Raw genomic sequence first — 20,038 nt, 5'->3', positions numbered from 1 at the left:
CCGGACCTGGCCAGGGCGGTCAAGGGCGCGCTTGCGCGCCGCGGAGCGGGCCGGAGGACCCTTGACGGGCCTGGGCAGCGTCTGGCCGTGCGTGCGGGATGGGTGAGGGAAGGCAGAGCCTTCCTGGGTGTGAAGGGGCGTCCGCTTGCCGGACGTTCCCGCCACGGAGGCCGGGAGGCCTCCGCGGTCGCGGCTGCATCGCGACCGGCCCTCCCACTCGGGGAGCGGGGTGGGGTGGGGAAGTCTCGCCAGTCGGCTTTTCGACGCGGACGAGACGGGAATCAGAGGCTGGTGCTTCTGTCGCTGCGGGTGTCTCAAGGGTTCTGCCTGGCTGGAGAAGTTGCGTCTATCCGCATCCTCCATGTTGCGTCAGGCCGCAACAGTTTTACTAGGGGACGTGATGCTGCAGGAGGGCATGGACGCCATGCGTGCGGGATGGGTGAGGGAAGGCAGAGCCTTCCTGGAGGCCTTGGGAGGCCGTCTGGAGGGAGGGGACGGTGCACGGGCGCTGCAGCACCACGTGCTCCACTGGCCAGCGCGACGACAGCGCCTTGAGCTCCAGACGGTTTCCATCCCGGGCTTGCCCCGGGCCGGGTGGTGGGGATGGGAGGAGGGGTCCCCTCCTTCCGGATTGAATGGGAGCGGCCGTGGGCGTGGACGGTGCGGGCGCTGCACCACCAGGTGGTGCGCGAGGAGTGCCGCTGGAGTGCCGAAGGACACGGAAGGGACAGGACGACGCGGCCTTGCGCCGGCGGCGAGCTTGCCTCGAGGGCGACCTACGCTTGCGGAGGGAAGCCCGGTCCGCTGGGGCAGGGCCTGCGCCACGACACCGCCCGCCCGCGGGCGTTTCCATCCCGGGCTTGCCCCGGGCCGGGTGGTGGGGCCTGGGAGGAGGGTTTCCCTCCTGGCCAGCGGGTGGTGGGTGCGGGAGGAGGGCGGCGCCCTTCTCCTGCCGTGGACGTGCGAAAGGGCACCAGGCCCCGAAGGGCCTGGCGCCGCGCGGGGCGCTACTTCTTCTTGCCGTCGTCGCGGAAGGTGGCGTGGAAGTAGAAGCCAAGGCCAGTGGCGCGCGTGATTTCGCGGGGGAGCGGCTTCTCAGCGGGCGGTTCCTCGCTGTTCGCCCAAGCGTGGAACTCGGTGGTGTCGATGAAGGCCTCGGGTTCGTTGGACTCGGACTGAGGCTTGTCGGAGGGCACGGCGTCGGGCGCCAGGAGTTCGAGGGCCCTTCGGAGAAGCGGGCAGGTCGTCTTGTGTCCGAAGATCTTCCCGCCGCCGCATTGGGTGCACTGCTTGTTCTTGTCTGCCATGTGCCTCTCCTTGAAGTGGGGCGCCCTGTCGCGCTCTCCTCACTCGAAGAGGGAGAGATGCGACGGGGCCGCCAGCGAGCGACGGTCGTCCGCTGTCGGCTGCCCCCGTCAGCGGGCGTGACAGGCGGCTTCTGGCCTGGCGCGACCGTTGAAAAGGAGGGTCAGTCGACGCTTAGCGGGCGGCCGGCGGGAGCGACCACGGAAAGGAGAGGCACATGGCAGACCTGAGCAGTGCATCCGCTACGAGGCGTCGGGAAGCGTTTGGAGGCCACTAGAGCGTGACGAGGTTCGCAGGGCAGGAGCGGTCGCCGTCGTCGTCGACTGAGAGCAGAAGCGGTTCGGCAGAGGAGGTGCTGGTGCGGGAGCTGCGTGTCGTGTGGCGGGGAGGTGCTGGTGCGGGAGCTGCGTGTCGTGTGGCGGGGAGGTGCTGGTGCGGGAGCTGCGTGTCGTGTGGCGGGGAGGTGCTGGTGCGGGAGCTGCGTGTCGTGTCGCAGCCGCGGGCCTTTCCGCGGCTGGCCCTCCCACTCGGGGAGCGGGGTGGGGTGGGGAAGTCTCGCCAGGTGACGAAGGAGACGCGGACGAGACGGGAATCAGATGGTTGTGCCGTTGGTGGAAGCGTTAGTGCTGGGTGGGCTTCGAGTTCCAACCGACTTCGGAGAGGAGAGCGAAGGCCTCAACGTCGGTGGTGACGCGGCGCTGCTCGGAGAGAGGTCCAGGAGCAGGGGTCCGGGTGGCCCAGCCAGTCACGCGGCGGTGCACCAGGTGCTGCCCTGCAGAGTCCACGACCACGAGAAGTGAGGGAGCGTTCGTCCTGTAGACACGCGGAAGGAGGCCTTGGGACGCAAGGGAAGCAGCCTCCTCGTAGAGCGCATCCTGCCCCCCACGCGGCGGCTCCCATCCTGTGTGTGCGAGAAGAGCGAACGCTGCAGAGGGTTGGTGGACGCGCAGGAGCCCGGCGATTGGCCCGTGGTAGGGCGTGCGATTTTCCCAGCCTCTTCCAACCGGGTACTGGGCGACGAGCTTTGCTCCCAGCTCGTCAACGATGACGAGGCTGTCGATGTTCTCCGAGCGGCTGTAGACGTCGGGCAGCTTGTGTCCCTCGCGCTGCATCTGCTCGAGGGCTGCGCCAATCGTGAGCGGTTCGACGTGGGCCATAACGTGTCGTCCTTCGCGTGAGCGGGTGAGGGTGGGGGAAGGCTCAAAGGCCGAGGTTAGATGCTGCGTTGTCGGTGAAGACGTCACCGGCGGAACGAACGTAGCGCTGGATTGTGGCGACTGAGCGCTGGCCGGTGTGAGCCATGATGGACGGAAGACTCTTCCCGCTGCGGACGGCTGCGGTGATGAGGCCCGCGCGCAGAGAGTGGCCAGCGACGGAGCTGGGGTCGATGCCTCCGAGCTGCGCGGCACGCTGAACGATGCGAGCGACGGTGCAAGGGTGAAGGCGCTCTGCGGCGACCTGGTCGTGCCGATTGACCGCGCGGAAGAGGGGGCCGGTGGTGATGGCCGCGGTGGTGAGCCAGCGCTGGAGCGCGCGAACAGGGCACGTAGCAGGCAGGGCTCCGAAGGGGATTCCGCGGCGCTGGCCTTTGGCCTGTTGGTCCGTCTTCGACTTGCGCAGGAGGACCTCCACACCGGCGTCGGTGAAGACGAGGTCCTCGACATTGAGGAAGACAACCTCACTGCGGCGGAAGGCGCCGCTCCAGGCGAAGAGGAGGAGAGCGCGGTCGCGAATGCCGCCGGGTGTTTCAGGCAGGGCGGCACAGCAGCGCGCGAGCTGAGGAGGGAGGAGCGCGGCCTTCTGGGAGGGGGCGACTCCGTGCGTGTTCCTGATGCCCTTGAGGACCTCGAGGACGAGAGGGTGTCGCGGGGAGGGGAGGCTGGCGGCGAGGTGCGCCTGAGAAATGGCGACCAGGTCGCGCTCGATGGTGGCGACCTTGCGGCCGCTCTGCGCGCGGAAGGTCAGGTAGAGGCAGAGTGCCTCGGGCGTCGTGGGCAGGGACGGATGGGAGCGAGCGGCGCACCAGGAGGTGAAGGTCTGCCAGTCGCGGGCGTACTCACGACGGGTGCGCTCGGAGCGAGCCGCAACGAGGTAGCCGCGGGCGGCCTCCGTGAGCGAAGCGGCCGGAACAATGGCCTGCGAGGCTGGAAGCGCGAGGGGAGCAGACGGCATGGGTCAGAAGACGCGCTTCGCGACGAAGTCGACCGTGGGCTTCTCCAGGGGCGTCGCGGTGCAGGAGCTGCTCGGCAGGTTGGACGACTCGCAGATGAGCAGCCAGTCCTCACCGCGTTGCTTCCAATGGGTGGAAGACCGGCCACAGGTGAAGCAGGCAGGCCCTGCAGCACCGTCACCGACGGGAGGGTGCATCGCAGCAGCGATGCGATCCGTTGTGACGGGGCCGGGGCGCGGGACGTCGGGGATACTGACGCGCTTGCGGAACTCGTGGTGCGTCTCGCGCTGATGCTTATCCCGCTCGTCGGGGTCGGTGGTCATGAAGGGACAGGACGAGCAGATCATGAGGAAACCATCGGGCATGGAATTACTCCTGCGGTGAGGGGGGGAGGGGGAGGGCTGCAACGGCCCTCGTGAAGGCGTCAGTCGTCCTGCAGGAGCTGCAGGTGACGGAGCGCGGGTCGGTGGTGAGCAGCTCGTCGTCGTCCCAGCGGTGACAGGCGGAATTCGGGTTCCAAGCCTCCGCCTTCGCAAGGTCCTCCGGAGTCGGATGGAGCGGGAGTGGATAGAGTCTGATGAGCGCGAGTCCTCCGGGAACGTGGTCGAATCGGATGGGGAGAGCACTGAGCGACCCGTGACGGCATTCGAGAGCACCGTCATCTGGGGGCCCAACTTTGGTTCCAAAGTCGTGTTCACCGATTACGACAACATCCATGTGGAGGACACGGTCGCGGATGGAAAGATTGCGGTTGGCTACTTTGACTTTGCTGTCCGCCCCTATGCGATGTGGGCTCCTAAAGATCGCGCTGGTTCATCAAGCCCAGTTGTCAACCTCACTATACCTGCAGGCCACGTGATCTTTCTTAAGGCGTGCGTGCGGCCAGCGTCCGGACCAGAGGTCTGCAATCCGCAAGTCGCTGTCCGCGCGCGGTAGAAACCATGCAAATCGTCCCAGGAGCTGGGCACCAGCACGGAGGACGCTAGCCGCAAACACAGCCCTCGGAGAACAGCTCGACGAGGAGGTTTCGGGGCAGCATGCGTCAGTCCTTACGAGGAGCGACGAACGTGTAGCGCTGCGGCCCATCGGATGGAGCTGCAGCGCCGGAGTTCACGCGGCGGACTGGGACCGTCCGCTCGGACTCACAGCTACGCATCCACACGAAGTCGAGGTCGAAGCGCACGACCTCGGCTTCGCGGCGGCCCTTCCGCCAAATTTGGCCTTTGGCAAGCTCGGGAGCAGGTTGGGGCAGCGTCATGGGGAGTGGGCTAGGGCTTGTCCGCGTCGTCGTGGTTCCGGTCGGGAAGTGGAGTGCAGACGATGGCACGGCCGACGCCTGCGACGGCCACGATTAATGAGAGGATGAAGAGAGCATCCGCCATTGTGCGGGTGTCGAGCCAGGGCGCCGCATGAGGGCGAAGGGTACGCACCCGAACGGAGAGCAGCTGGAGCGCATAGGCCACAACAAGCGGGCGGATGAGGGCGACGAGGAAGGTCTTCATCAGGGCATGTCACCGTGAAGGACAGCAGGAGCGGCGGAGCCGCGGGCGAGAGCGGCAGCGCCGCCGAAGGGCGCGCGCAGGACGGAGGAGTTGGAGGACCCTGCGAAGGTGCGGCGCGCACCACCAGCTCATGTTGTGCCAGGTGATGGAGCAGCGAGGCCTGCGACAGAGGCTCCAGGAGCAGTGGTGTCTCATGGGTGCTTGAGCACGTCGGCCAGAGCGAGGAGGCTCGCGCGGCGGCCGGCGGCAACAGGCGAGCCGTCCGTGTAGCGGCCGGCATGAGTGAGGGCCAAGGACGCGAGCAGCACGCGTGCCCAGCGCTCGAAGTGGTGCGGCCGGGGAAGGACGAGGTCCTCCGGAGGAGCGTCGACGGAGAGGGCCTGTCGCTCGAGGACGTCGGCGAGGGACAGCAGCGCTTCACCGGTTTCGCCCGAGCTGCGCGAGGCAGCCTCGAGCGCGAGCTGGGCGACGTAGTCGCGGCACCAGCGGGCGTGACTCTGCAGCTCCAGGTGGGAAGGAAGGATGCTCACCACGGCACCTCCGCGGCGGCGCGCTTCGCGTGCGCGATGACGGCGGCGCGGGTGGGCCCGTCGAAGTCGTAGGCCGCGAGGAAGGCCTCGGGACTGCGCCAGACCCAGTGGCCGGGCCCGTGAGGGTCGAAGGTTCTGACGAGCCCGGTAGGCGCGAAGAGGGCCCAATCGGGCCACCGGTGGACCGTGGTGGCGAGGGTGCCGCACGTCTCGCGGAAGTGGAGGTGAACGGCGCTGACCCAGAGGTCCTCGAGCTGCCCGGTGATGAACCAGGTATGAGCGTCCGACTCCTGGACGTGCTGGAGGCGGTCGGTCACGACCGACGTTCCAGCGGCGTACAACCGCCAGTCCTCAATCAGGGTGCCGACCTTCCAGCCGAAGCGGGAGGGGTCCGCCTGAGGACCGGTGAGGAGGACCGCGGTGCAGAAGCGAGCACGGTCCGTGGTGGAGAGCGGAAGCACATCCCACTTCACGGGAAGATCCTCGGTGAGGCTCGCCGGGACACACGTAAGGGTGGGGCGGGGCATCGGTCAGCCCTTCCCGCGAGGCGGCTGCGCCGGAGGGACGAAGGGCACGACCAGGTCGCCCACGCGGTTGTGCTCGGTGGAGCACGTGGCGCAGGTGCAGTCGACGACGTGCCCTCGAACGAGGACGCGGAAAATGGCGTCGGCGAGCGCGCGCCGCGCCCGGAAGGTGTTGTCCTGGGCCGCAATGAGGTCCTGGTGCGTCTTGGTGTTCAGGCGGGACCCCGACTCATGCCAGGAGGTGAGGAGCCGAACCTCGGTGGTGCGGGCGTCATCGAACGCGACGGCGAGGGGCTTGAGCTGCTCGACGGCGAGACGGGGGTCCAGCGGCTGGACGGCGGTCGTAGGCCTCTTCACGGCATCACCTCGGGGGGAATGGATGGCCCTCGGAGGATGGTGCAGGCGGTGACGTTCAGGTTCGGCCAGCGAGGGCGGAGGTAGTGGACAAGGTCCTCGTTGGTCGCGGAGGCATCGGCGCCGAGGTCGCCCACCTCCAGGACTTCGGAGTCATCGTCGACGACGTAGAGCCAGCGGGTTACTGGGTGGTGCTCGATGCACTGCAGGGAAGCAGAAAGCATGACGGGTGCCCTCCAAATGATGCGTCAGAACGCATCAAAAAGCCGGAAAGAGTGGTAACCTATGCTGCGCATTAACGCAACCCGTGCTGCGTAATTACGCATCATTTCGGCGCCTGGAGAGCAGGAAGCGAGCCAGCACGACCGACGGCCGGACAGGTCCGCGCCCGTCAAGGGTCCTCGAGGCCCGCTCCGCGGCGCGCACGCGCGCCCTTGACCGACGCGGCCACTGCCCGGCGACGCGCAACCGTTCCCCGCCGGTGGCGGGGCCTGTGCGAGCACCAGGCCGAGGAGCGACGGAGGTTCGCTCGGAGTCCGGGGTGGGATTAGCGGGGCTGCTGAGCCATACCCCGGCACCCCATGCTGGAAGTCGAGGGAAGGCTCGTCGGTGGGGTTGGAGTGCAGCGCTCGAGCTGGAGCGGCTCGACGAAAACCCCCCTACCTAGGTGCCTTCTGCCGCCGGACTTGGCGTGGAGCTGGAGGGCTTCCGACAGGGAGAGGGTCCGGGGGAAGGAAAGTCCCCCGGCGGGGGTCCCCTTTGGGGCGCCTGCGCTGGGCGTTCAGTACCACTGAACAGAGTTACGAGTTATCCACAGGGCCCGTCAGGATAAATGTATGGATCGTCGTGGTCTGGAAAGACGGTCTGGGGGGCGGCGATTTCCTCAATGATTCCGCGATGTTAAGGCACTTTTCGTTACCAAGTTTCTCGGTCCGGCTTACCGAGTTTCTCTGTGCACCCTTACCAAGTTTCTCGGCGCACATACCGCTAAGTGCCTGAAATCACGAGGTCCCGAGCTTACCAAGTTTCACGGTGGGAATTAGGATCACACTGTAGTTGCGGCAGGCCGCAACAACTCGGATCCGTGGGCTGGGCGGGCCCGAGTGCGGGCGTTCCCGCTTTACCTAGTCCGACGGTGCGGACAGGTGGGTCCGTAGGGGTGGACAGTGGGACCTAGGCGCAGCTCTGCGGTGCGGCCTAGGAACCCCTAGGAAGGGCGAGACGGGCTCAGGGCGGGGGAGCGGGCCAGCGGGGAGCGCGGAAGCACCTGAGAGGCGCCCAGCGGCCCTCTAGACGCTGGAAAGACGAAGCCCCCACCGGCCCGTGAGGGACCGGCAGGGGCAGAGGAGCTTGACCAGGTGGCTGTTAAAGCCGCTTTCCTAGGGCTGGGCGTTATTTAAGCCGGAGCGGGTTGGCTTAAATAGTCAGCGAGTCACCGGGCCTAGTCGTTGCTGGGAAGACGGCGGAGCCGGAGCGTCGGCTTCATGGCGGCGCGGGCTTCCTCCGACAGGAGGGCCACCGGCGGAGTGCGAGAGATTCCAGGGAGGATGAGCTTCGCGTTCTCGGAGACGGCCTGTGCGGGCCGGACGATGAGCTGCTCTGCATCTTTCGTGAGGCGGTTGGGGCATTCCGGCCAGACGCGGAGGACCTCGGCGTGCCACTTCCGGATGGACTGCTTGCGCTTCCCCGGGCTCTCCGCTTCGGAGCCGAGCTGGTCCCAGAGGCCGCCGGGCTTGAAGAGGGAGATGTTGACCTCCTTACGGCCCTCGCTGTGGACGCGGTAGCTGCGCCAGGCCTCCCAGACGTAGAGGTGCCGGGAGGCGGCGGAGAGGGCGAGGAGGCTGTGCCAGTCAATCGGCACGCGGTGCTCGCGCAGGTCCTGGGCAAAGTGGTGGTCCAGCTCGACCACGTTCTGCCAGAGGGCGTGCTGGTTGGGATGGCCGACGAACGCATCCAGGGTCCGAATGAGGTTGTAGCGCGAGGTCTTGAGCTGGCGCGGGTCGTCGGTATGCATCGTGACTCGCACCGTCACGGCCATGAGGCGGGCAAGGCTGTCACGGAGGCGTCGGAAGGCGCTGCCGGAGTGCTGGAGGTTGAAGGCGGTTAGGACGTCTGCGCTCGAGCGGAAGCGAAGGCGGTTGTCCTCGGGACAGCCAGCGGCATTAAAGGCCGTCACCAGCCAGCACAGCGTGAGGAGATCCTCACCGAAGGGCAGGCCCACGTCGGGCTGGTCCGTGGTGAGGCGGAGTTCCGCCGAGCCGTTTCGGCGGATCCACGAGGTGGAGAGCTTCCGCTGGTAGGCGCGTTTGACCTTGCCGCCGGCGGTGGCGCGCTCCTCGGCAATGACGGGCTGTCCGGTCGCATCGAGGACCCGCTCCGCGGGCTGCTGCAGAGGCAGGCAGCACAGGATGAAGTCGCGGGGCGTGAACGCCAGGAGCTGGCTGTCATGCCGTCGGGCAATGAGCGCGGCGGCGGCGTTGGTGGCATCGGTCTTCGTCCGCCCGGCGATGCGCGGCAGCGAAGGCACCTCGACGCCTGCGGCCTCGAAGAGGTCCCCGACAGTCGCGGGAGTGGATGGAGGTTTCGTCGGTGACATAGGGACTCGAAGTCGGGGACGGCTACCAGATCAGGCCGAAGTGGACCGGCAGGTCAACGGACCATGCAGCCCGTGCGCCAAAGTTGCGACGCGCGGAGAGGCCGATGGAGGCCACGTAGCTGGAGGCAAAGCGGTACTCGAGGCCTGCGACAGCTCGGGCGGTGGGAGCGAACTCGGAGCGGGTGGGAACGTCGAGCGCGAGGGAGACGTTCGCCGGGTAGAACTGCAGCGCCGAATAGCGGAGGTAAGCGGCTCCCAACTCGAGGCGGAAGACGGGAGCCAGGTCGTAGCCGGTGTCGACGCGGTAGGCGGCGACGGCAGCGAGCGAAATGCCAGTGAGGTTCTGGAAGAAGTCTCCCTGGGGCTGGCTGCCGTCCTGCGTGCGGTAGGTCTTGCCCATGTAGCCCACGTCGTTTCGGAGGACGCCCCCGAAAGCTGCGCCCACGTGGAGGGTGTTGGAGAGGCCGTAGTAGGCCAGGAGCTGCGCGCCGAGGGCGGCCGGAGTCGCGCGGGCTTCGCCGTCCAGCGCATCGTCGACAGCGAGGAGCGACGGGCCTCCCTCAAGCAACGTGTACAGCTCGCCGCGGTCAGCGAGGGCCGCGGAGGGGAGCAGGAGAAGGGACAGCAGGACTGCGAAGCGCATGGGCAATCTCGGAAGGAAGGTAGTTAGTCAGCGGGCGTGCCGCTGCAGCAGATGACGGCGTAGGTACCGGGCAGGGTTTCCTGCGTGGGGGCGGTGCCGGTGAGGAACCAAGTGCACCGCCAGCCAGCGGCGACGCCTGGAGCACTGCGGCCCCAGTTGCGGGGCTCGCTGGCGTCGTTCACGACGTCCCGCTGGACGCGAGAGCCGGCGCCGCCGGAGCAGCTCCCCGTGAGGGGAAGATCCGACGGGCTCGCGCAGCGGGCGATCAGCTCGAAGTCGCTCCCTCCATCCGTCCGGGCGCGTGCATCGCGGGCGTAGAAGCAGCCGACCTGTTCCCGGGTGGTGTAGCCGCCGTCAACGACGGGGGCAGGAGTGCCGGGAACGCCCTGCGGGCCTTGAGGCCCGGCAGGCCCCTGGGGGCCCTGCGGCCCTGCAGGGCCTTGAGGACCAGGGGTGGTGGAACCACCGTCGGAGCAAGCAACGAGCGAGGCGGCGACAGCGGCGAGAAGGAGAGAGCGCATAGAGGGTTTAGAAGACGTGTTCGAGGTTGGAGACTTGGTCGGTCCCTACAGGGACAGCTTCGCCTGTGATGCTGCCCGGGTCGAAGCTCCCGAGCGCCTCCAGGCGGAGATCAATCTGGGCGACATGCCGAGCGACGGAGAGAGAGGCATTCACACGGTGCGCCTCGTAGACCGCGCAGAAGGAGGGCGCCGGGCCGGCATTCGGCGTGCCACAGAGGTTGTTTGTGTTGGGTACGGTGCCGTTGGTCCACTTCCAGAAGTCCTGAATCCACCGGACGTAAGTGGAGCCGTTCCAGTTGTAGGTGAACGGTGACGTGGGCTTGCCAATCTGCTGCACGTAGAGAACCAGCTCACCAGGACTCGTCGCGGATGCGGCAGGCACCCAATAGCCGCTGCCCCACGTGGAGGCGCCAGGGCTCCCCGCGAGGAGCTTCCCGAAGGAAGGAACGGCGCTGAGGGTTTCAGGCGTCGGCGTGGGAAGGCTCCCGCACAGGTAGCGCGTTGAGGAGCCGGCCGTGTGGTAGGGGAACTGTGCTGTCGCGGCGCCAGCCAGACCGCCGCACGGATAGCTGCTGGTGGCGTTGCTGGAGGTCCAGTACTCCACCGGGTTGAAGGTGAAGCCGTCGAGCATGTAGCTCGAGCCCGCCGGAAGCTTGGTGATGGCCGTTGGCCAGGTCTCGCTCAAGCGCCACGAGCCAGTGAAGAAGACGCGCAGAGGCACCGGATAGGGAGCGGGGTTGCGAATGAGGTACTTCGCAACACGGAGGCTTCCGCTCGAGGTGAAGAGGGAGCCGTAGCGCGAGCCTCCATAGGTGTAGATGCTGGCCGGGTCCTGCTCGGCTGCGTAGGTGGTGACGGGTACATACTGCAGGAGGCCGCCCAGGAGGTGGACCGTCACATCACGGGAGATGGTCCCGGTGTTGCCGACGCTGTCCGTCGCGGTGAAGGTCAGGTGGACCGTCGCTGCCGTCGCAGGGAGATTGCGCAGGGCAGGGATGGTTTCCGCGGTGAGCGGCAGCACGTAATAGGTGGAGCTGGTGGAGGTGCGCGTGGAGGGCAGGAGCTGCCCCGTTGCAGCCGGGAAAGAGCAGCCCGTGCAGGTGATGTCCGCGCTGAACGAAAGGCCCGTGATGGGGCTCTCCTCCTCAGTGCGAGGCACGCCGATAGTGACGAACGGGACGTTGTAGGCGTTGTCGTTCTCCAGCTCGTCAGCCGTAGGGGAGGGGCCACCGGAGAGGCGGTTCACGCGCTTCCACACGTCGGAGACGCCAGCCAGCACGGCGGAGCGCTGCGTGCCGCCGGGCCACTTGTAGACGGCGGGAACGAGGGGCACGCCGGACGATGAGACGCCGTAGGTCATCGTGCGCTCGTCGAAGTAGCTCGGCACGGCCTCGATGCTGAGGGTCGGCACGACGTTGTCGCGGCCTACCTTGATGACGAGGGGCGCTGCGGTGAGGTTTGGGGGAGTGGCGAGGTCCTCAGCGGTCACGGTGAACGTGTTGAGGCCGAGGCCCAGGTCGACGTTGCTGAAGGTGAACCGCTTGCCGCCCGGCACGTCGGCGACCGTGGACGGAAGCTCAGTGCCGGCGAGGGTTCGCGCGATGACGCGCTTTACACCCGCTGCGGCGTCGGTGACGTCAATGGCGAAGGCGGTCTTCACGTCCGCGGTGTAGCGAGGAGGCGCCTGGATGAGCGTGAGCGCGGGCGGCGTGCGATCCACCTCGATGGACACCTCCTGAGTCCGGCAGTTGGTCGCGACGTCGCAGGCCGTGAGGGCGAGGACGGCCTTGCCATCGACCTGGTCGGCGGGAATGGTCCAGGTGCCCCGGATGGAGGACACCGCCTGGGAGTCGTCGTCCACGAAGCCCGCAAGGCCCTGGGCGGTGAAGGCCTGCAGGCCGCTGGTGGAGTCGGCGGCCGTCGCTTCGACGCGCACCGTCTGCGAGTAGTAGGCCGGAAGCGGCGCCGTGAAGTTGATGCTCGGCGCGGTGTTGTCCACTACGACGGCGAGGCGCGTCTCGCCCCGGTTGCCGACACCATCCTCCGCGGTGACGACAAAGACCAGCTCGCCATCCTGGGTGGCCGCTGCGTCCCACGTGCCGACGTAGTGCGTGGAGGTGTTGCCCTGAGTCGCCGGGGTGAGCGCTCGCCCTTCCTGGGTGACGGTGAAGGAGCGGACCTGGGAGGCGTCGAGGAGGTCGACCTCCAGCTCCAGGACACCGCGCACGTAGCGAGGCGGAGCCGAGGGCGCGGTGACGGTGGCACCCGTCGTGGACTTGAAGCGGAAGCTCGCGGTGACGACGGGCGGGGTGTTGTCGTACTCCCCACCCGCTTCCGCGAAGAGGCGGGAGTTGCTGTTGTTGGAGAGGTCGCGGATCAGCGGCTCAAGGTCCTTGAACGAGACGCGGTAGGTGTTGCGCTCGGACTGGAGCCACTTGGCGAGGGCCGTGGCCAGGTCAAAGCGCAGCGTCTGGCCGGTGAGGCGCCACGCATCCGCGCCGGTGGCGGGGATGGAGAGCTGCCCCTGCGCGCCCACACCGTTGAAGAGGCCGTCCGTGACCAGGTCGTTGTAGAGCGCGGTGGTGAGCGCCATGGGGTTGATGGGGCCGCCCGGGGTGCGGCCGGAGGCCTGCGCTGCAATGAGGGCCTCCTGCGACAGAGCAGCGAGGAGCAGGCCAGCCTTTGCGGAGGCGTCAAGCTGGGAGCTGGTGCTGAGCGTGACGTCGGTAGGTGCGGAGTGCCTCCAATCAAGGTTGCCGAAGTGCCCATTCAGGTGACGCCATGCCTCGTCGGAAGCCGCCAGGATTTCGGAGCGTTCCGTGCGGACGAGGTAGAGGGTGAGAGCGGTAGCCAGGTGGCTCACCGGAGACAGGAGCACGCCGGCTTCCTGAGTCCCGGGTGAGAAGCGCGGGAGGATGGTGGTCAGCTCGTCGGCGTTGAGCTGGATGGTCGCGCCCGTGGCCTCGTCGACGAAGGAGCCGCCGCTCGCGGAGACGAGGAGGGGGCCTTCACTCGCGCCGACCTCGAGGACGTACGTCCCGTCATCGGCGGAGGTGGTGTTGCCCACCAGGGCGCCGCGGTCCAGGCCGTTGAGGCGGTAGGCGCGGACCGTCGCGCCGGAAACGCGGCCCTTGAAGATGGTGCCGCTGATGCGGCCTCCCTCGTTGGTGCTGAGCGTCGGGCGGTCCCCACCGCACGACAGGGTAACGAGGAGGAGGAGGAGGATAAGAGGGTTGCGGTGCATGGTGATGGAGGACGCCTTTCAGCGTGGTTGTCGGTATTGCGAGGGAAGGTCGAGCTGCTGGAGGAGGGTGTTGCTGGGTTCAGCGGCCTTGCGCCGCGCCAGAAAGGCCATCAGCGAGCCCCACAGGAACGTGGGGAGCTTGACCTCGACGTGGTCGGCCGCGAGGGCGATGGGGCCACGGTGGAGCGGGTGAATCGTGATGGTGAGCGTCTCCTTCTCTTCCGCTCGGTGGAGCGAGCTGTAGGAACGTTCGGGACGGTTCTTCCAAACGCCGGGAGGGAACTTCGGTTTGCGAGAGTCAAGGCTGGACGTCGTAAAGCCGAGTGAAGCGGCCTCCTCGATGCCGGCCGTCGTGAAGAGCTGCGCTGCGCTGATCTTCGCGTCTGGGTCATCGCCTCCACCCAGGGCAATGCAGGCATCCGCGACGAGCCGCTTCTCCTCTTTGGTGAGGCGGAAGCCGACCTGGCGCGTGTTGCGCCTCTTCTTGTCGGAGTCCTTCGTCGAGGAGCCGTCGTCGGATTCATCAGGGGGTTTCGTGGACATGTGACGCCTTCTGGGGAGCACCGCTTTGGGTCGCGGTGCAGCGCGCTTGGCTGCACCACGACGGGGACGGCTCGGGACCCTCTCCCGAGCCGTCGGCGTGCTTACCCGAGGCGCCCTCGGGGTGGGAAGGGCACGAGGCACTTAGGCCTTCCCCTTGGTGGCCTTCTTCGCCTTCTTCGGGGCGGCACCACTGGCCTTGGCCTCCGAGTCCTCCGTGTGGTCACACGCGGGGTAGCCGCTGCACCCCCAGAAGGTGCCCTTGACGCTCTTGCGCTGGACGAGGAGCCGGTTCTTCGGCTGGCACTTCGGGCAGTGCCGGTCCGCCTTCTTGGCCTTCTCCAGGGCCGCCTTGTCCCAGCTCCCCCGGCACTCGGGGTACTTCGTGCACGAGAGGAACTTGCCCATGTCGCGGGTGGGCGAGTCGCACACGGGGCAGGGGGCGGAGCCAGGCGCCGAGACGTCCAACCGGCCCTTGCAGTCCTTCCGCGCGCACCGCGCGAAGGGGCCATATTTCCCCTGCAGCACCGCGAGCGCCCCGGAGCACTCCGGGCAGGGCTTCTCGTGGACGGTGAAGTCCTCGGGGGCGGCGAAGCTGCAGGTGGGGAAGCCGGAGCACGACAGGAACTTCTCGGTGGAATCCTTCTTGCCTCGGAGGACGAGCTGCTTCTCGCAGAGGGGGCAGTGCCGGTCGGTGAGCTGGGGCGCGGCAGGGACGAGCGAGGCCAGCTCGGGGTGAGCCTTGGCGACGGCTTCGATTTTCGGAGGGGCGGCGCTGAGCTGCGTCTCGAAATCGCGATACCAGCTCAGCAGCTCGCGCTTCCAGGAGCGCTTGCCTGCGGCGACCTCGTCGAGCGCCGTCTCCATCGCGGCGGTGTAGGCCGCTTCAATGAGCGGGGGGAATGCCGCGCAAAGGGCCTCGTCGATGATGAAGCCCTTCTGCGTAGGGAGGACGTACTTCTTTTCTTCCGCGATGTAGTCGCGGCCGAAGAGGGTCTTCACGGTGGCGGCGTAGGTGGAGGGACGGCCAATGCCCGCCTTCTCCATTTCCTTGATGAGCGTCGCCTGGGTGAAGCGCGCCGGCGGCGTCGTCTCCTTCCGCGCGACGTCGAGGGAGGAGACGGCGAGGACCTCGCCGGTGGCTACTCGCGGGAGACGTGGCTCCTCCTTCTCGTTCTTCTCCTCTGCGTCCTCGTCGGCCTCGAGGTAGCGAAGGAAGGACGGGAACTGGACGACGGAGCCGCGCGCACGCCAGGTCGTGTCGCCGGAAGTGGTGGTGATGGTGGTTGCGGCGAAGACGGCCGGACGGCACTGGCAGGCGATGAAGCGGGCCCGAATGAGGGCGTAGAGCTTCGACTCGTCCGCGGTGAGGTCCTCCGGGGTGGTGGTGAGGGAGGTGGGCCGGATGGCCTCGTGAGCGGCCTGGGCGTCGGCCTTGGGCGCGTAGCGAACGGGCTCGGGCGGCAAGGCCTCGGGGTAGTCGGCAGCGATGAAGTCGCGCGCCATCGTGAGGGCGTCGTCGGAGAGGGCCGTCGCGTCGGTGCGGTGGTAGGTGATGGCCCCCTTTTCAAAGAGCCCTTGCGCGAGCTCCATGGTGGCGTCGGGCTTGAGGCCGAGCGCGACAGAGGCGGCCTGCTGCAGGGTGGACGTCGTGAAGGGGGCCTTCGGCTTGCGGGGGGCGTCCTTCGTTTCCAGGCCCGTGACGGTGTGCGGCCCAGCGGCGCGCGCGAGGACGGCCCGGGCCTCTGCTTCGGTGGGGAACTGCACGTCAGCCAGCTCGCCCGCTGCATTGGCCGTCGCGTAGCGGGCGGTGAGGCCGTTGGCGTAGCGCGCGGCGAGCGTCCAGTACGCGCGAGCCTTGAAGGACGTGCGCGCCTTCTCGCGGGCGACCACCAGGTGAAGGGTAGCGCTCTGGACGCGGCCCGCGCTGTTCTGCGGCCCGAAGGGCTTCAGGAGCGGGGAAACCTGGAAGCCCACCAAGCGGTCCAAAACTCTGCGTCCCTGCTGGGCGTCGACCAGGTGCTGGTCAAGCGTGCCTCCAGCGGCAACAGCCGCCTTTAGAGCGCGCTCGGTGATTTCAATGAACTTGATGCGCTTGGGGGACTTGAGGCGCAGCTCCTGGGCGAGGTGCCAGGAGATGGCCTCGCCTTCGCGGTCCGCGTCGGTGGCGAGGTAGACGTCGTCGGCGGAGGCGCACGCGGACTTGAGGCGGGAGAGGTTGGCCGCCTTCTCCTCGTCGACAACGTAGGTGGGCGTCATGGTGGCGACGTCCACGCCCAGGTCGCGCTGCGGGAGGTCGCGGAAGTGACCGGCGGTCGCGTACACCTTGAAGCCAGCACCGAGGTATCCCTCGATCTTCTTCACCTTGTTGGGTGACTCAACGATTACGACTTTCACTGGGAAGCCCCTTCGGGAAGTTGCGCTAGAGCGCATAACATGATGCGCGCTAACGCAACATTAGGGAGCACTTTCGGACGAAAAAAAGTCCGCCGCGCAAGCGACGGACGGGTGCCGAAGTGCTGGCGAGGGGGAGCCAGTCAAGGGCGCGTGTAGCGCGCCGTGTAGCGGGCCGGAGGCCCCTTGACGGGGTTTCCCCCGCCAAGCTGCGTCGGGGGTTCTCAGAAGGCCTGGGAAACCCAAATCGTGAAGACGGTCCCTCGGGCTACGGGTGACGCCCTCACGTCGCGTGCTGCGGCGCTGGTGCGAGCCTTGCCCGCGACAGCATCGGTGGCGCCTCCCGCTAGCTCCCCCAGCACACCGCCTGGGCTGATGGAGCGGACGATGCGCTCGCCAGTTCCAACGGCGACACCGGCAGTGTCGTTGGACGTGCCCCCGGAGACGCTGACGGGAAGGCCTGGCCGACCATCCAGCCCGTGCGCCTGGCCGACGAAGGCGTAGGTGCGACCGTCGAGGGTGACGCTGTCGCAGGACAGGGAGACACGCGAGCCGTTGAGGCTGCCGGTTTCACAGACGACGCGCGTCCCGGCGGGAAGCTTCCCGTAAGCCTTGGTGAGGATGGCAGGCACGCCACCGGGAGCGGACGGATCCACGACACCATCGAGCCGGGCAGCGAGCTGGGCACCGCGGGGGACTCCCAGCGCACCGGACGCGTCAGCGGTCGTCGCGCTGGCGGGGACGACGGAGCTTCCGGCCGACATGCGGGTGGAGAGGGAGCGGAGCTGGAGGGGAGGGGCAGCCGCCGCAACAGGCGCCTGGGCCTGGACGGGCGCGGGAACTGGGTCGGCTGTAGGTGCCGTACCAGGAGCGGCTCCAGGACCTGCAGGAGCGGCCGAAGGCGTCTGGGAGCGCGGGCGCTGCCGACTGGCGACGGCAGAGGACTGAGGCGCCGCTGCGGGCCCCTGGGAGGGCTGCTCGGGACGCTGGGGGAGCGCATCTTCAAGGCGAGGCACGGGAGGCGGTGCGGGGTCGGAGAGCGTGGCGGGGGTCGCGGCACCCGTCGCGGTGATTTCCCGTTCGGCAAGCTCCCGTTCTGCACGCTCCTGTGCCGGCGTCTTCACCGTCTCCACCACGGTCTGAGCCGGAGCGGAGCGGGTAAGCAGCGAGACGGCGCCGATGCCCAGGAGGGCGAGGACCGCGAAGCTGATGACAGGCAGGAGAAATCCGGAGCGCTTGGCCTTGGGGGGCTCATAGAGGGCCTCTTGGGTGCGCTGGCGGCGGTGGAGCGTGGTGGGGCCGGGCTCCGTCGGGACGGAGGGCGGCGCGGCCTCCATAGCGGGGAGGGAAACCGAGACGCTCTCCGGGAGAGCGGCAGGGGCTGCAGGCCGGGGGGAGGACGGGACGGCCTCCGGGGGCTTGGCGAGGGCCGGAGCCGGAGGAGGCGCGGACGGCGACGGGGGTTGGGGAGAAGCTGCCGGGCGCGGCTTCTCGCGGGCGGCAGGAGCGGAACCAATGGTGACGTTGGGCTGGTAGGCAGGGAGTGCCCGGAGGGAGGCCACTTCCTCCAGGACCTGCGGCGCACCAAAGCGGCTGCCCTGCGTGAACTGGTACTCCCGGAGGGCCTCCGCGAAATCGCGGCAGGTGCCGAAGCGCGCGGCGGGGTCCTTGGAAAGGGCCCGTGCGACGATGGCGGCCAGACCAGGCGCGACGGACGAAAGCCCGGACGCGACGAGGGACGCGTCACACGTCGCAATCTTGAACAGCGTCTGCGTCTCGTTGCCGCGGGCGTCGAAGATGCGGCGGCCGGTGAGCAACTCGGCGAGCATCACGGCGAGGGCAAACTGGTCGCTGCGCCCGTCGATGTCTGGCGCATCTGTGGCCTGCTCGGGGGACATATACGAAACCTTCCCCTTCACAATGCCCGTGCTCGTGTGGTCGCGGCCTTCGAGATTGCTGTACGCAACGCCGAAATCCAGGAGCTTCACGGTGCCGCTGTCCGTGATCATGACGTTGTGGGGACTCACGTCACGATGAACGATGGAGAGGGGCGCCCCGTCGACCTCCACGGTGTGAGCGTAGAAGAGGGCCTCCGCCAGCTCCGCGGTGATGAAGAGGACGAAGGGCGGGGAGAGGAGCCTTCCCTTCTCCTGGGCGAGCTGGTGCAGGTCCCGGAGACTCGTTCCGGTGAGGTACTCCATGACCAGCACGTACGAGGAGTCCAGCTCTATGAGGTCGAAGACCTGGACGATGTTGGGGTGCGTGAGGTGGGCGGCGAGGCGGGCCTCGGTGACGAAGTTCCGCCGATGCACGTCATCGCGTCGGAAGCTCGCGATGATGCGCTTGAGCGCAACGTCCTTGTTCCACGAGTTGGACCCGACTTTGCGCGCCTTGAAGACCTCACCCATGCCGCCAGCGGCAACATGCTTGAGGATTTTGAAGTGGCCGACGGGCGTCGCGAGGATTGCGCCGGTGCGGGTCGAGGTGCGGGGTTCCGGGGGCTTCGCGTCCGCGATGACGGGCGGGGGAGGCACCAGGGGAGGAGGGGGGCCAGCAGCGGCAATCTCCTCCTCGAGGTCCTCGAACGCCGGAAGCTCCTCGTCCTCCTCCTCCTCGGAGGAGAGGGCGTCGAGGAGCGCGTCGTCGAGGGCGGGAAGGTCTGGGGGGATGTCGTCGTCGTTCATGGCGGGGAGGTCTAGAAATCGAGGCCCTTGGCGGTGAGGACACGCCCCTTCCCGCTCCGCTCGGTGAGACTCACCTCGAAGCGAGAGACGGCGGTAGTGGGGTCGCCTACGTCGACACCAACTACACCCACGGCCGTTCCGTTGAATGGGAGGTCCTCCTGCGTGAACTTCACGCCGATAACTGGAAGCTCTGACGGCTCGCCCCCGCCTACGGCACCCTTCACCGCGACGAGGCCGAGCGCGGCCGTCTGACGGCTCCGGTTCTCCACGGCGAAGCGGAGGAAGACGCGGGAGCCGAAGCGGCAAAGCTCCGACACCTCGAGCACCAGGTTGTCCGTGCGGACGCGCGTTGAGGCCGAAGCGCACTGGTGGGGCTCCACCAGGGCGAGGAGCAGGCCCTGCTGGACGCCAGAGTCGATGCGCTCCGCGTAGGCCGCTTCGAGAGCCGCGCGCTCGCGGGCGAGGGTGTCGCGGACGTATTCCGTTTCCTTCGAGCGTTCCGGGAGAGTGAAGACAACCCGGGCATCTGCCTTGGCCTTCGGGGCGTACTCGACTTGCAGCGTGATGGAGACTTTCGACTTCAAGCGAACGGTGATGGTCGTGAGGAAGTCTTCATCCGGGATGCTGCCGCCCATGGAGGTCGGGTACTGCTTCGGCTTGAGGGCCAGGAACTGCTGCTCCGGATGGGGCGAAACGATGAAGTAGGCGGGGCTCGCGGTGAATTCCGCGACAGCGTCGGGGGATGCGGAGTCTGGAGGCTCGACAGCGCAGTCACCGCAGGTAACTGGCACGTCGAAGCTCTCCGGGAACTCAACGACAACCGGGAGGCCGACACTCGTCTTCACTCTGTATACACGCCCCACTTTGTTTTCATTGAGGGGGATGGTGCGAATGGATCGGTCGGAGTCCTCAGCCGCCGGAGTTGCAGGAGCTGGGGCGTCGGCCTTGGGCGCGGCGGCGAGGGCGGGCAGGGGGAGAGACAGCGCGAAGAGGAAGAGCGACAGGCCGGCAATCGGTCGGAGCATGGGAGG

The 20,038-nt window shown here is 67.7% G+C and carries 18 protein-coding genes; 1 reads left to right on the top strand and 17 read right to left on the bottom strand.

The genetic code is table 11. The features are described from left to right. Nucleotides 1–1,007: 1,007 nt before the first annotated feature. The 4 genes from D7Y04_RS41970 to D7Y04_RS41955 form a co-directional block, all read right to left on the bottom strand. Entirely contained in the window at nt 1,008–1,307 is a 300-nt protein-coding gene (locus tag D7Y04_RS41970; protein ID WP_121763003.1) for a hypothetical protein, read from the bottom strand. Between the two features lie 618 nt (nt 1,308–1,925). Then, a complete protein-coding gene (locus tag D7Y04_RS41965) occupies nt 1,926–2,462 on the bottom strand; it encodes a hypothetical protein (RefSeq protein WP_121763002.1) in 537 nt (178 codons plus the stop codon). Between the two features lie 43 nt (nt 2,463–2,505). Continuing rightward, nucleotides 2,506–3,477, bottom strand: a complete 972-nt coding sequence (locus tag D7Y04_RS41960; RefSeq protein WP_121763001.1) for a site-specific integrase — start codon at nt 3,475–3,477, stop codon at nt 2,506–2,508. Between the two features lie 3 nt (nt 3,478–3,480). Beyond that, on the bottom strand, nt 3,481–3,840 hold the full coding sequence (locus D7Y04_RS41955) for a hypothetical protein (RefSeq protein WP_121763000.1): 360 nt from the start codon (nt 3,838–3,840) through the stop codon (nt 3,481–3,483). Between the two features lie 271 nt (nt 3,841–4,111). Between D7Y04_RS41955 and D7Y04_RS44255 the strand changes: the two genes are divergently transcribed. Then, complete coding sequence (locus tag D7Y04_RS44255; protein ID WP_147477319.1) at nt 4,112–4,411, top strand: hypothetical protein; 300 nt, start codon at nt 4,112–4,114, stop codon at nt 4,409–4,411. Between the two features lie 332 nt (nt 4,412–4,743). Here D7Y04_RS44255 and D7Y04_RS41950 read toward each other — a convergent pair whose 3' ends face one another. From D7Y04_RS41950 to D7Y04_RS41890, 13 genes are all read right to left on the bottom strand, one after another. Beyond that, nucleotides 4,744–4,977 (bottom strand): hypothetical protein, encoded by a 234-nt coding sequence (locus D7Y04_RS41950; RefSeq protein ID WP_121762999.1) that lies wholly within the window; start codon nt 4,975–4,977, stop codon nt 4,744–4,746. A 191-nt stretch (nt 4,978–5,168) separates the two neighbouring features. After that, nucleotides 5,169–5,507 carry a hypothetical protein gene (locus D7Y04_RS41945; RefSeq protein ID WP_147477318.1) on the bottom strand — a complete coding sequence of 113 codons (339 nt, stop codon included), beginning with the start codon at nt 5,505–5,507 and terminating at the stop codon, nt 5,169–5,171. Continuing rightward, nucleotides 5,504–5,980 (bottom strand): hypothetical protein, encoded by a 477-nt coding sequence (locus D7Y04_RS41940; protein ID WP_147477317.1) that lies wholly within the window; start codon nt 5,978–5,980, stop codon nt 5,504–5,506. The genes D7Y04_RS41945 and D7Y04_RS41940 overlap by 4 nt, the downstream gene beginning before the upstream one ends. 57 nt (nt 5,981–6,037) lie before the next feature. Next, on the bottom strand, nt 6,038–6,388 hold the full coding sequence (locus D7Y04_RS41935) for a hypothetical protein (protein ID WP_121762996.1): 351 nt from the start codon (nt 6,386–6,388) through the stop codon (nt 6,038–6,040). Continuing rightward, the gene (locus tag D7Y04_RS41930; RefSeq protein WP_121762995.1) at nt 6,385–6,609 is read right to left on the bottom strand and encodes a hypothetical protein; all 225 of its coding nucleotides are present in this window, start codon (nt 6,607–6,609) and stop codon (nt 6,385–6,387) included. The genes D7Y04_RS41935 and D7Y04_RS41930 overlap by 4 nt, the downstream gene beginning before the upstream one ends. A 1,217-nt stretch (nt 6,610–7,826) precedes the next feature. Continuing rightward, nucleotides 7,827–8,981, bottom strand: a complete 1,155-nt coding sequence (locus D7Y04_RS41925) for a replication protein RepA (protein WP_121762994.1) — start codon at nt 8,979–8,981, stop codon at nt 7,827–7,829. 22 nt (nt 8,982–9,003) lie between these two features. Continuing rightward, entirely contained in the window at nt 9,004–9,624 is a 621-nt protein-coding gene (locus tag D7Y04_RS41920; RefSeq protein WP_121762993.1) for a hypothetical protein, read from the bottom strand. Nucleotides 9,625–9,647: 23 nt separating this feature from the next. Next, nucleotides 9,648–10,145: a collagen-like protein gene (locus tag D7Y04_RS45320; protein WP_199749818.1), complete on the bottom strand. Its 498-nt coding sequence runs from the start codon at nt 10,143–10,145 to the stop codon at nt 9,648–9,650. 7 nt (nt 10,146–10,152) lie between these two features. Then, nucleotides 10,153–13,389, bottom strand: coding sequence for a hypothetical protein (locus D7Y04_RS41910; RefSeq protein WP_121762992.1), 3,237 nt, complete (start codon nt 13,387–13,389; stop codon nt 10,153–10,155). An 18-nt stretch (nt 13,390–13,407) separates the two neighbouring features. After that, nucleotides 13,408–13,932 carry a hypothetical protein gene (locus D7Y04_RS41905; protein ID WP_121762991.1) on the bottom strand — a complete coding sequence of 175 codons (525 nt, stop codon included), beginning with the start codon at nt 13,930–13,932 and terminating at the stop codon, nt 13,408–13,410. Between the two features lie 141 nt (nt 13,933–14,073). Continuing rightward, the gene (topA, locus tag D7Y04_RS41900) at nt 14,074–16,362 is read right to left on the bottom strand and encodes a type I DNA topoisomerase (protein WP_121762990.1); all 2,289 of its coding nucleotides are present in this window, start codon (nt 16,360–16,362) and stop codon (nt 14,074–14,076) included. A 185-nt stretch (nt 16,363–16,547) separates the two neighbouring features. Next, a complete protein-coding gene (locus D7Y04_RS41895; RefSeq protein WP_121762989.1) occupies nt 16,548–19,007 on the bottom strand; it encodes a serine/threonine-protein kinase in 2,460 nt (819 codons plus the stop codon). An 11-nt stretch (nt 19,008–19,018) separates the two neighbouring features. Continuing rightward, nucleotides 19,019–20,032 carry a hypothetical protein gene (locus D7Y04_RS41890; RefSeq protein WP_121762988.1) on the bottom strand — a complete coding sequence of 338 codons (1,014 nt, stop codon included), beginning with the start codon at nt 20,030–20,032 and terminating at the stop codon, nt 19,019–19,021. Nucleotides 20,033–20,038 lie beyond the last annotated feature (6 nt).

It is taken from the genome of Corallococcus sp. AB038B, assembly GCF_003668955.1.
Taxonomy (GTDB): Bacteria; Myxococcota; Myxococcia; order Myxococcales; family Myxococcaceae; genus Corallococcus; species Corallococcus exiguus.
Note: the sequence above shows the minus strand (reverse complement) of the source record. Positions and strands in the feature narration are given on the sequence as shown.

Excerpts from the sequence above, each read along its gene's own strand:
- D7Y04_RS41955 (WP_121763000.1), bottom strand. The coding sequence starts at position 3,840 with ATGCCCGATGGTTTCCTCATGATCTGCTCGTCCTGTCCCTTCATGACC.
- D7Y04_RS45320 (WP_199749818.1), bottom strand. The coding sequence starts at position 10,145 with ATGCGCTCTCTCCTTCTCGCCGCTGTCGCCGCCTCGCTCGTTGCTTGC.
- D7Y04_RS41970 (WP_121763003.1), bottom strand. The coding sequence starts at position 1,307 with ATGGCAGACAAGAACAAGCAGTGCACCCAATGCGGCGGCGGGAAGATC.
- D7Y04_RS41960 (WP_121763001.1), bottom strand. The coding sequence starts at position 3,477 with ATGCCGTCTGCTCCCCTCGCGCTTCCAGCCTCGCAGGCCATTGTTCCG.
- D7Y04_RS41965 (WP_121763002.1), bottom strand. The coding sequence starts at position 2,462 with ATGGCCCACGTCGAACCGCTCACGATTGGCGCAGCCCTCGAGCAGATG.
- D7Y04_RS41920 (WP_121762993.1), bottom strand. The coding sequence starts at position 9,624 with ATGCGCTTCGCAGTCCTGCTGTCCCTTCTCCTGCTCCCCTCCGCGGCC.
- D7Y04_RS41910 (WP_121762992.1), bottom strand. The coding sequence starts at position 13,389 with ATGCACCGCAACCCTCTTATCCTCCTCCTCCTCCTCGTTACCCTGTCG.
- D7Y04_RS41930 (WP_121762995.1), bottom strand. The coding sequence starts at position 6,609 with ATGCTTTCTGCTTCCCTGCAGTGCATCGAGCACCACCCAGTAACCCGC.
- D7Y04_RS41905 (WP_121762991.1), bottom strand. The coding sequence starts at position 13,932 with ATGTCCACGAAACCCCCTGATGAATCCGACGACGGCTCCTCGACGAAG.
- topA (WP_121762990.1), bottom strand. The coding sequence starts at position 16,362 with ATGCGCTCTAGCGCAACTTCCCGAAGGGGCTTCCCAGTGAAAGTCGTA.
- D7Y04_RS41890 (WP_121762988.1), bottom strand. The coding sequence starts at position 20,032 with ATGCTCCGACCGATTGCCGGCCTGTCGCTCTTCCTCTTCGCGCTGTCT.
- D7Y04_RS41895 (WP_121762989.1), bottom strand. The coding sequence starts at position 19,007 with ATGAACGACGACGACATCCCCCCAGACCTTCCCGCCCTCGACGACGCG.
- D7Y04_RS41925 (WP_121762994.1), bottom strand. The coding sequence starts at position 8,981 with ATGTCACCGACGAAACCTCCATCCACTCCCGCGACTGTCGGGGACCTC.
- D7Y04_RS41950 (WP_121762999.1), bottom strand. The coding sequence starts at position 4,977 with ATGAAGACCTTCCTCGTCGCCCTCATCCGCCCGCTTGTTGTGGCCTAT.